Origin of the sequence: Roseiarcus sp., from assembly GCF_052145395.1 — a bacterium.
In the GTDB taxonomy this organism is placed as follows: Bacteria; Pseudomonadota; Alphaproteobacteria; order Rhizobiales; family Beijerinckiaceae; genus Roseiarcus.
Window position 1 is genome coordinate 1 of the sequence record NZ_JBKQOT010000172.1, and the last position, 9945, is coordinate 9945.

Here is a 9945-nt window from a genome sequence, read left to right on the forward strand (position 1 = left end):
ACGAATTGTAGTGCACGCCATTATCCGTGGAATACATGACGATCGTGTCTTCGGCGATGCCGAGTTCGTCGAGCTTGGCGAGCATCTGGCCGATGTGCTCGTCATGCGCGACCATCACGTCGCTGTAGTCGCCCTGGCCGTTGCTCTTGCCCTTGTGCTTGGCGGCCGGGTGCGTGCGGAAATGCATGCCCGTCGTATTGTACCAGAGGAAGAACGGCTGGTCCGCCGCGTGCGCCTCGTCGATGAACTTGAGCGCACGCTCGGTCACCTCATCGTCGATGGTCTCCATCCGCTTCTTGTTCAGCGGCCCGGTGTCCACGACCGTCTGTCCGCCCTTGCCGTCGGACTTGCAGTGCAGCACGCCGCGCGGCCCGAAATGTTTCAAAAACTCCGGGTCCTTCGGGTAGTCGGGGTCCTCCGGCTCCTCTTCCGCATTGAGGTGGTAGAGGTTGCCGAAGAATTCGTCGAAGCCGTGCACTGTCGGCAGGAACTTGTCCTTGTCGCCAAGGTGGTTCTTGCCGAACTGACCTGTCTTGTAGCCCAGCGGCTTGAGGAGTTCGGCGATGGTGGGATCCTCTGTGCTCAATCCGACGTCGGCCCCCGGCATGCCGACCTTGGTAAGGCCGGTGCGGATCGGATTCTGGCCGGTGATGAACGCGGCGCGCCCCGCGGTGCAGCTCTGCTGGCCGTAGTAATCGGTGAACGCGACGCCCTCGTTGGCGATTCGGTCGATATTTGGCGTGCGGTAGCCCATCTGGCCTCGGCTGTTGTAGCTGATGTTCCACCAGCCGATGTCGTCGCCCCAAAGAATGAGGATGTTCGGTTTCTTGGCTTCAGGCATTTCCCTCTCCCGTTATCGACGTCAAATCCAAATACGCGGCTCACCAGCTCCGCGAGACTGCCGCCTTTCCGCCAAACGCTCTTCAGCCGAAGGGCGCGATGTCGAACTCCATGCCGGCGATCGCCGCCACCCCGACGGCGAGCAGCAGGATCGCTGTAATCAAGGTGAGCGACACCGGAAAGACGGTCTCGCCGTGAACGAGGCCGTCTTGTCGCATCGACTGCCGCAGCCGACGAAGACCGAGCATGAACTGAACATGGTAGACAATACCGAAGACCAGCATCACAACGCCCAGGAAGACCAGCGCGAGACCGAAATTCCGCGGCGCATGGGCCCGAGCGATGACATCCTGCTCCCTGAGCCGCTGGAAGAATTGGAAAATCGTAAACCCAAAGCCGATCAGCGACAGGGCGGTGCGGATCACCGCCATCAGGGTGCGGTCTTCGGCCAGGCGAGTGCGCTGAAACGCCATGCCCGTCCGGCGCGCTGCAAGCTCCGTGTTGACGTCAAGCTTGAGATCGGGACTGGCCAATTGACGCCTCTCGAACCGATTTCGATCAACCGGCGCGGCCACGGACACCAAATCGACCACCGCTTCCCAGCCGGCGCAGCAGAGCATATGACGCGAAGCCCTGCAAGATGGCGGCCGGCGCCGCCGTGACCGGGCGCGCCGGGATCAACCCGAGGTCGGCCGCGCTCCCCAATGGCGCGCGATCCGGCCGATCGGACCCCGCAACAGGGCATAAGGAACGAACGCGAGCAGCACAGCGATGATTGCCGCCTCGGCCGGATAGAACTCGCCGAGAAAGACAAGCTGATAGACGATGTCCATGACGACGCCAAGGATCAGGATCCGCGCGGTCGACACGATTCCCTCCCAAAGGCGGCCGCTTCGTCTTCCAACGCGGTAGAGGATTGCGGACAGATAGGGCGTGCGGTCGAGTTGCGCGTCGGCGACGCCGTCGCGCAGCGCGGCGAGCGCGGCCATGGCCGGCTGCAGCAGGAAGCGGAATGTCATCGGACCGCCAGGCCGCGCAACGATGTTCCGCCACAGGCGATTCAGTTCCTCAGTCGACACGCCGTACCAGACGACGCCCGCGGCGGCGAGGCCGACGATCAGCGCAACCGCGACACGCGCCAGGAGGATCTGCGTCTTTGACGGAGGTTCGGCCATCGCCTACTGCGCATCGCAGTCCATCCGGCGCTCCTGCCGTCTGATGTTGTCCACTCGCCTCTGATCCCTCAAAGGCAGCTTCCCATAGGGGCGAAAGCACCTCTGGCCGAAGACTCTGAGCGCGCGCTCGTCCTTGAAGCACATCCCTCGTCTGGCGTAGATCGCTGTCCGGTTGTACCATAGACGGTCGCAGGTCATCGCCTCCCTGGCAGCCGCCGGCGGCGGGCCGCCGTCCACAGCGACCACGGCAAGGCAGAACAGGAACACCAATCTCTTCATTCTCGGGCCACCCCCCTCGCTCAACCGCGCCGTCGCGCCTCACGCGCGATGTTATGTCATGCCTGTGCAGAGGGCCAGAAGGTCCGCCAGCGCTGAGTCGGATCGCTTCCCGCGGCGCCGCGTCCGGCCATTTTGCGCTTGCGAACGCGCCTTCCACGGCCGATGATCGGATGAGGCCTGCGCTGAAGCGTGCGGCAAGACGCGGTCGGTCCGGGCAGTTCGCCATTTGCGCGCCCCAGAACTCCAGTCGAATCGTCTTGGTCGCTCCGCGCGCGCGAGCCCTACGACTGTTCGGCTTGGGAGACGGTTGAGACTCAGCGGCGATGATGCGGCAATACGAATTGGTGGAACGGGTCCGCCGCTACAATCCGAACGCCGACGAGGACTTGCTCAACCGCGCCTACGTCTTCGCCATGAAGGCGCACGGCACGCAGAAGCGCGCCTCCGGCGACCCTTATTTCTCGCATCCACTCGAAGTCGCGGCCATCCTGACCGACCTCAAGCTCGACGACGCGACGATCGTCGCGGCGATGCTGCACGACACCATCGAAGACACCGAGATCACCCGCGTCGACATCGATAAGGCGTTCGGCGAGGAGATCGGTGGCCTGGTTGACGGCCTGACCAAGCTCGGCAAGCTCGACTTCGTCACCAAGCACGCCCAGCAGGCCGAGAACTTCCGCAAGCTCCTGCTGGCGATCGCCGACGATGCGCGCGTGCTGCTGGTCAAGCTCGCCGACCGGCTGCACAACATGCGAACCCTCCAGTACATGCCGGAGGCCAAGCGCGCCCGCATCGCCCAGGATACGCTCGACATCTATGCGCCGCTCGCCGGCCGCATGGGCATGCAGAGCATGCGCAGCGAACTCGAGGACCTCTCGTTCCGCTGCCTGATGCCGGACGCCTACAAGCTCATCGTCTCGCGCCTAGAAGCGATGAAGGCAAAGAACGGCGCGCTCATCGCTCGCATCGCCGCGGAGCTCACCGACCAGTTCGTCCGCCGCGGCATCAAGGTCGAGGTCCAGGGCCGGCAGAAGACGCCTTATTCCATCTGGAAGAAGATGGAGCGGCGCTCGATCGCGTTCGAGCAACTGTCGGACATCTACGGCTTCCGTATTCTCGTCGCCACGGTCGCCGACTGTTACGCCTCGGTCGGCGTCGCCCATACGACCTGGCCGGCCGTACCGGGGCGCTTCAAGGACTATATTTCGACGCCGAAGCAGAACGACTACCGGTCGATCCACACCACGGTGATCGGTCCGGGAACCCAGCGCGTCGAGCTGCAGATCCGCACCCACGAGATGCATGAGGTCGCCGAATACGGCATCGCCGCGCACACGATCTACAAGGACGGCCGGCCGGACACGCCGGGGGTGAGCGAAAGCCGCGCCTACCGCGGCCTGAGGCAAACGATTGAGGCGCTGGCGAGCGACGACTCGGAAAAGTTCCTCGAGCACACCAAGCTCGAACTGTTCCACGATCAGGTATTCTGCTTCACCCCCAAGGGCCGCCTGATTGCGCTGCCGCGCGGAGCGACCGCGATCGATTTCGCCTACGCCGTTCACACCGACATCGGCAATTCCGCCGTCGGCTGCAAAATCAACGGGCGCATCGCGCCGCTGATCTCGGTGCTGCAGAACGGGGACGAGGTTCAGATCTCGCGCTCGGAGCGGAGCACGCCGCCGGCCGCGTGGGACAGCGTCGTCGTCACGGGACGAGCGCGAGCCGCCATCCGGCGCGCCACCCGCGAGGCGGCCAAGCAGCAGTTCGGCGGGCTCGGGCGGCAGATCATCGAGCGCGCCTTCGAGCGGGCCGGCAAGAAGTTCTCCGAATCGAAGCTAAAGGCCGCCCTGCCCCGGCTCGCCCGGGCCTCGATCGACGACATCATGGTCGGGGTCGGGCGCGGCGAGATCTATTCCAGCGACGTCGTGCGCGCCGTCCACCCGGATTTCAAGGAGGACCGCAAGGCCGGCCCGGCCGTGCCGCAGAACGAGGCCGGCTGGTTCGAGTTGCCGAAGGCGGCCAACCTCGTTTTCCGCGTGCCGGGGGCGCCGGGGAAATCCGAGCCCGCGGCGGCGCGAGGCGCAACTCCTGCGCCGGTGCGCGGACTCGACCCGGACACGACCGTCCGGTTCGCCCCGAAGGGCGGGGCGGTGCCGGGCGAACGCATCGTCGGGATCCGCGGGCCGGAGGGAATCACCGTCTATCCGATCCACTCGCCGGCGCTCGCCGCGTTCAACGACGAGCCGGACCGCTGGCTCGATGTACGCTGGGACCTCGAGGCCGCGGACAAGGCCGTCTATTCGACCCAGATCGTCATCACCATGCTCAACGAGCCGGGCGCCCTCGGCGTCATCGCCACGATCATCGGAGAATACGGGGCCAACATCGATGCCGTCTCGTCGGCGGCTAGCGGAGTGGACTTCCGCGACCTGCGCATCGACCTGCAGGTGCGCGACATCCAGCACCTGAACGCGATCCTCGCCGAGCTCCGCGGCAAGAGCGTCGTCCACAAGGTCGAAAGACTGAGCGGTTAGGTCGATGCCCCTCTATTTCGCCTATGGCTCGAACATGGAGGCGGCGGCGATGGCGCGCCGCTGCCCGCGCTCGAAGCCGATCGGAAAAGCCCGGCTCGAGCGCCACAAACTGGCGATCATGCGCGAGGGCTGGCTCACCGTCGTCCGCGCCCCACGCTCGGCCGTCCACGGGGTCCTGTGGGATCTCGCGCTTGGCGACATCCCTGCCCTCGACCGCTACGAGGGCCTGCCCAAGGGCCTCTACGTCAAGATCGTCCAGCCGGTCATCGGCCCTGGCGGGCCGAAGCGGGCGCTCGTCTATGTCGGCGCCAATTGCGGGCCCGGCGTCGCCAACCCGGACTACATCGCCGGGGTCCTCGCCGGGGCTCGGGCCTCAAACCTGCCCCGCGAGGGGATTGCGGCGCTCGAGGCGCTGCAGCCGGCGGGCGCCGGTCGGAGAGCTTGAGGCCGGTCAAGAAGCCTGCAGTTCTGGCGGCGATCGAGCCTTCTCAGAGCATTAGGCGCCGATTTCCGTCACGAAATCCCTTTTTTCTCCGCCGAGTGGGGGCACGTCTGCCCGCTCCGCGCGGACCGGCGCCGATCACCCCGGGCCGCACCTGCAAACACCGCGGCCAAAGCGCTGACCGGAGGGCGCTGACTCCCTTGTCTTGTGGCGCCCTGAGCCTCGCGCGAAAGGCTCCGGAGCCTTTGGCGGCGCTCGAAGCGCTGCAGCCGGCGGGCGCTGGTGGTCGGAGAGCCTGAGGCCAGCCGACAGCCTGCAGTTCTGGCGCCGATCGAGCCTTCTCAAAGCATTAGGCGCCGATTTCTGTCACGAAATCCCTTCTTTCTCCGCCGAGTGGGGGCAAGCCCCGCTCCACGCGGACCGGCGCCGATCACCCCGGCCGGACCGCGGCCACAGCGCTGACCGGAGGCGCGCTGAGTCCCTTGTCTTGTGGCGGCCTGAGCCTTCTGCGAAAGGCTTCGGAGCCTTTGGCGGCGCTCGAGCCCCTCGCGATGTCCCGGCCCATTTGGTAACCCTAGCATAAATTCTGATAAACTGCAATAAAATAATCAAACCGTCTGTATTGTCGAATACCCCCTTCGGGGCCGCAATCCCCGTTGAACGAACTTCGGCCCGGGCGATGGGTGTAGGCGTCCTTCCCAATTTCTCGTCCCACCGATCCGATCGAGCTCGGTTCTGGAGCGGCTCGACACTGGCGGCGCTCCATGCGACGACGGCGGCAGTCAATCCGCCCACCGGGCCCCGACGCATGCGCTTCCTCTCTACTTTCGACCTCTACGCGCTGATCAACAGCGCGGTGTGCTTCGCCGCCGCCTTCGCATTCGGCACGCTGATCGGCGCCGAGCGCCAATATCGGCAGCGGTCCGCGGGATTGCGGACCAACGCGCTGGTGGCGGTGGGCGCGGCGGCTTTCGTCGACTTCGGTCTTCGGGTCGGCGGCCCGGCCTCGACCCAGGTGATGGCTTACGTGGTCTCGGGCATCGGCTTTCTCGGCGCCGGCGCGATCATGAAGGAGGGGATCAACGTGCGGGGGCTTAACACTGCGGCGACGCTGTGGTGCTCGGCCGCGGTCGGCGCCGCGGCGGGCGCGGGCCTCGTCGTCGAATCCGCACTGCTGACCGGGTTCGTCATCGCCGGCAACACGCTGCTGAGGCCGATCGTCAACCGGATCAACCGCATTCCGCTCGACGAGGAAAGTGGCGAGGCGACCTACGAGGTCCGCCTGACGGTGAGCCCGCAGAAGGAGGGCGAAATCCGCGAGGCGCTGATCGACGCGCTGGAGGCGGCGCATTACCCGGTCGCCGACGTCGAGACGGATGAGCACGGCGATGAAACGGTGGAGATCGTCGCCAGGCTCGTCGCCACTTCGGTCGTGCCGAACGAGTTGAACGCCGTCATCGGCGCGCTGGAGAAGCTGCCCGGCGTGGTCCACGCCAACTGGGAGAGCGAGGTGCAGGCTTAAAGCCGATTGCTGTTTCCTCGAACCGCGCTTCGCAGACGCGATCGTTGCTCCCTCCAGGAAAGCGCGAGTCCCGCAATCCTGCTTAGCCCGTGACCGCGAGATGCCCGTGGAAGCGTTGGCGCAGCTCCGTCTTCAGGAGCTTGCCGGTCGCGGTGTGCGGCAGGCCTTCGACGAACACCACGTCGTCGGGCATTTGCCATTTTGGCAGCTTTTCCGCCAGGAACGCGAGGATCGCCTCCTTGGTCGGCGTGCGGCCGTCGCGCGGATGCACGATCAGCAGCGGCCGCTCCTGCCACACAGGATGGGCGACGGCGATCACAGCGGCCTCGAACACGTCGGGGTGCGACATGGCGAGGTTCTCGATCTCGATCGAGGAAATCCACTCGCCGCCCGACTTGATCACGTCCTTGAGGCGGTCGGTGAGCTGGACATAGCCGTCGGGGTCGATCGTTGCGACGTCGCCGGTGCCGAACCAGCCGTCCTTGTCGATCACCTGACCGCCCTCCCCTTTGAAATAGCCGGACACGATCCAGTTGCCGCGCACCTTCAATTCGCCGACCGAGACGCCGTCGTGCGGCAGCTCCCGGCCGTCGCTGCCGATGAGCTTGAGTTCGACCCCGAACACCTGCCGGCCCTGTCGGACCTGCATGTCGACGAGCGCGGCGCCGCTGAGGTCCGCGTGCTTATAGAGCGGCGCGCCGGTCGTCACGATCGGGCTCGTCTCGGTCATGCCCCAGGCGTGCAGCACGTAGACGCCGAGGAGGTCATGGAACTTTTCGATGATCGCGCGCGGCGGCGCGGAGCCGCCGCATAGGACCGTCTTCAGCTTGATCTTCTCGAGGTCGAGCCGGTCGCGATGAGCCTCGATCCAGGCCAAAAAGTTGAGCCACACCGTCGGCACGCCGCCGGACTTGGTGCAGCCCTCCTCCGCCATGAGCGCGAACAGGCTCTCGGGATCGAGTTTCGGCCCCGGCAGCACCAGCTTCATGCCGCACATCGCCCCGGAGAACGGCACGCTCCAGGCGTTGGCGTGGAACAGCGGCACCACGACCAGGAACGAATCTCGCCCCGACAGGCCGAGGCCGTCGACGGCGCACGCGGCGAAGGCGTGCAGCAGGGTCGAGCGGTGGCTGTAGAGCACGCCCTTCGGATTGCCGGTCGTCCCTGAGGTGTAGCAGAGCGTCGAGGCGGCGTTCTCGTCGAGCAGCGGCCATTGGTAATCGGACGACGCGCCGGCGAGGAGCTCCTCGTAGACGAGTAGCTCGCTAACCTCGACCGCGGGCGCATGGGCGCGGTCGCTGAGCGACACCCAGCCGCGCACCAGCGGCAGGCGCGGCGCCAGCTCGTTGACGAGCGGCGCAAAGACCGGATCGAAGAAGACGTAGGCGTCCCCGGCGTGATGGATGATGTAGTGGAGCTGGTCGGGGAAGAGGCGCGGATTGACCGTGTGCAGCACCCGACCCGAAGACGTGACCCCGTAGTAGAGCTCGAGATGGCGGTGTCCGTTCCAGGCGAGGGTCGCAACGCGGTCGCCCGCTTCAAGGCCCAGCGCGTCGAGCGCACGGGCGACCTTTTTCGCGCGCTCGGCGACCTCGGCGTAGTTCGAGCGATGGATCGCGCCTTCGGGATCGCGCGAGACGATCTCGCGTTCGCCGTGCCATGTGGCGGCGTAGTCGACGAGACCCGAGATCAAGAGCGGACGCTGCTGCATCAGTCCAAGCACAGTTTCCTCCCGCCGGCGCTTTCGCGCCGGTCGCATAGGCGTGAGCTGACGAAAAGCGTTCGCCGGCGGCCTTCCGGGCCGACCGGCGACGCCTGAAGCGAATTTATCCGAATGTTTTTCGTTGGCAACGGCGGCGCCAAACGCATCGAACGCCATTGAGCGCGCTGGGCAAGCAGGCGCTCACCGACTGGCGCCCGAGCGACAGCAAATGCTCGCCGCCTCGACCGACTGGCAATTTTCCATTACGATAAGCGTAATCGGGCGCGCGAGGTTTTCATGCTGAGCTACCCCAACGTCACGGCAATCCTGCAAGGATTGAGTCCGCCTTTAACCGACGCCGTTGTGGCTTCGAGGCTGGCCCCGCGCCTGGTCGAAGCTTGGCTGAACGACTATGGCCGCATCACCCGTGGATACGACGTCGTGGAAACAAAAGACGAAGGATTTTCCTATCTGTTCGACATAGCGGCTGAGCGATTGATCGCGGCGTGGGGGCTTAGCAAAGGCAAAGACGCCTCGCCGCGCGCGATCATCGCAACGAGGATGAAAGGCCACCCGCTCACGAATACCGTGGGCGGGAAGCGCTTTCACCGCGGGCATGCAGTCCCGCACACCATGGGCGGCCGAACCGACATCAATCTCGTCCCCCAGCTTGGCGCGATCAACTCGGGCCCGTTTCAGGAACTCGAGCGCCTCGCAGTCGCAACGCCTGGATCGCTATACTTCACATACTGGTCGTATCCGGACCCTCGCACGCAGCGGCCGTCCGGCGTTGAGCAGGGCTGCCTCATCGCGGGGTCCATTCCGAAGATCGTCAGCTTCCGGAATTGAGTTTCCCGGCGCGGATCGCGATCGCGACGGCGATGGCGTGGCCTTGACTTCGGGCCGCGCCTGGCTATTTTGCCGCTCCAATCCGCCCGCGGAACCCGCGGGCGTTTGCCGTTTCCGGCGCGGGCTCGCGCCAGTCGTTCAAGGACCGTACCCAGATGGCCAAGGCCGCCTCGCTCAAGATCAAGCTGCTGTCGACCGCCGACACCGGCTACTTTTACGTCACCAAGAAGAACGCCCGCACCAAGACCGAGAAGCTGACCTTCAAGAAATACGACCCGGTGGCGCGCAAGCACGTCGAGTTCAAGGAAACCAAGATCAAGTAGTAGGCCCCATCCTCGGAGCCGGCTGTTCAAGGGCGCCTCGGGGCGCCCTTTTTGTCGGCTCCCTGTTCCGAGGCGAAGAAGGGCCGGGAGAAGCGGTTCGCCCGGCTAGTGATCCGGCGGCCGCGCACGCTGGCGCCTCAACATTCCTCGGCCTGACATATCGGCGCGCATTCCGCGCGTCGGCGACGCGGTCAATCCGGCCGCTGGCGCTTCGTCCCGAACTCTGCATAATCCCGGCAGAGATCGCAGCGGAAACGCGAGGGGACGGACGAGGGG

General features: G+C 65.6%; 10 protein-coding genes. 5 read left to right on the plus strand and 5 right to left on the minus strand.

Annotation, left to right across the window (positions count from 1 at the left end; translation table 11 throughout):
- The 4 genes from ACLP25_RS06075 to ACLP25_RS06090 form a co-directional block, all read right to left on the minus strand.
- Positions 1 to 841, minus strand: an 841-nt coding sequence (locus ACLP25_RS06075) for a sulfatase-like hydrolase/transferase (RefSeq protein ID WP_442468332.1), incomplete at its 3' end; no start/stop codon positions are given.
- 82 nt (positions 842 to 923) lie between these two features.
- Positions 924 to 1373: a YidH family protein gene (locus tag ACLP25_RS06080; RefSeq protein WP_442468333.1), complete on the minus strand. Its 450-nt coding sequence runs from the start codon at positions 1371 to 1373 to the stop codon at positions 924 to 926.
- A 144-nt stretch (positions 1374 to 1517) separates the two neighbouring features.
- Positions 1518 to 2015 carry a hypothetical protein gene (locus tag ACLP25_RS06085; protein WP_442468334.1) on the minus strand — a complete coding sequence of 166 codons (498 nt, stop codon included), beginning with the start codon at positions 2013 to 2015 and terminating at the stop codon, positions 1518 to 1520.
- Positions 2016 to 2018: 3 nt separating this feature from the next.
- Positions 2019 to 2294, minus strand: a complete 276-nt coding sequence (locus tag ACLP25_RS06090) for a YARHG domain-containing protein (protein WP_442468335.1) — start codon at positions 2292 to 2294, stop codon at positions 2019 to 2021.
- 323 nt (positions 2295 to 2617) lie between these two features.
- On the opposite strand from ACLP25_RS06090, the gene ACLP25_RS06095 reads away from it, so the two are divergent.
- The 3 genes from ACLP25_RS06095 to ACLP25_RS06105 all read left to right on the plus strand — a co-directional run bounded on the left by ACLP25_RS06095 (position 2618) and on the right by ACLP25_RS06105 (position 6795).
- On the plus strand, positions 2618 to 4831 hold the full coding sequence (locus tag ACLP25_RS06095; RefSeq protein WP_442468336.1) for a RelA/SpoT family protein: 2214 nt from the start codon (positions 2618 to 2620) through the stop codon (positions 4829 to 4831).
- A gap of 4 nt (positions 4832 to 4835) precedes the next feature.
- Positions 4836 to 5276, plus strand: coding sequence for a gamma-glutamylcyclotransferase family protein (locus ACLP25_RS06100; protein ID WP_442468337.1), 441 nt, complete (start codon positions 4836 to 4838; stop codon positions 5274 to 5276).
- A gap of 805 nt (positions 5277 to 6081) precedes the next feature.
- On the plus strand, positions 6082 to 6795 hold the full coding sequence (locus ACLP25_RS06105; RefSeq protein ID WP_442468338.1) for an MgtC/SapB family protein: 714 nt from the start codon (positions 6082 to 6084) through the stop codon (positions 6793 to 6795).
- An 82-nt stretch (positions 6796 to 6877) separates the two neighbouring features.
- On the opposite strand, the gene ACLP25_RS06110 is transcribed toward ACLP25_RS06105, so the two are convergent.
- Entirely contained in the window at positions 6878 to 8518 is a 1641-nt protein-coding gene (locus ACLP25_RS06110) for a long-chain fatty acid--CoA ligase (RefSeq protein WP_442468339.1), read from the minus strand.
- A gap of 276 nt (positions 8519 to 8794) precedes the next feature.
- Here ACLP25_RS06110 and ACLP25_RS06115 point away from each other — a divergent pair, with 276 nt between their 5' ends.
- Entirely contained in the window at positions 8795 to 9346 is a 552-nt protein-coding gene (locus tag ACLP25_RS06115) for a hypothetical protein (RefSeq protein WP_442468340.1), read from the plus strand.
- Positions 9347 to 9501: 155 nt separating this feature from the next.
- Positions 9502 to 9669, plus strand: coding sequence for a 50S ribosomal protein L33 (rpmG, locus tag ACLP25_RS06120; RefSeq protein WP_422312862.1), 168 nt, complete (start codon positions 9502 to 9504; stop codon positions 9667 to 9669).
- Positions 9670 to 9945: the final 276 nt, after the last annotated feature.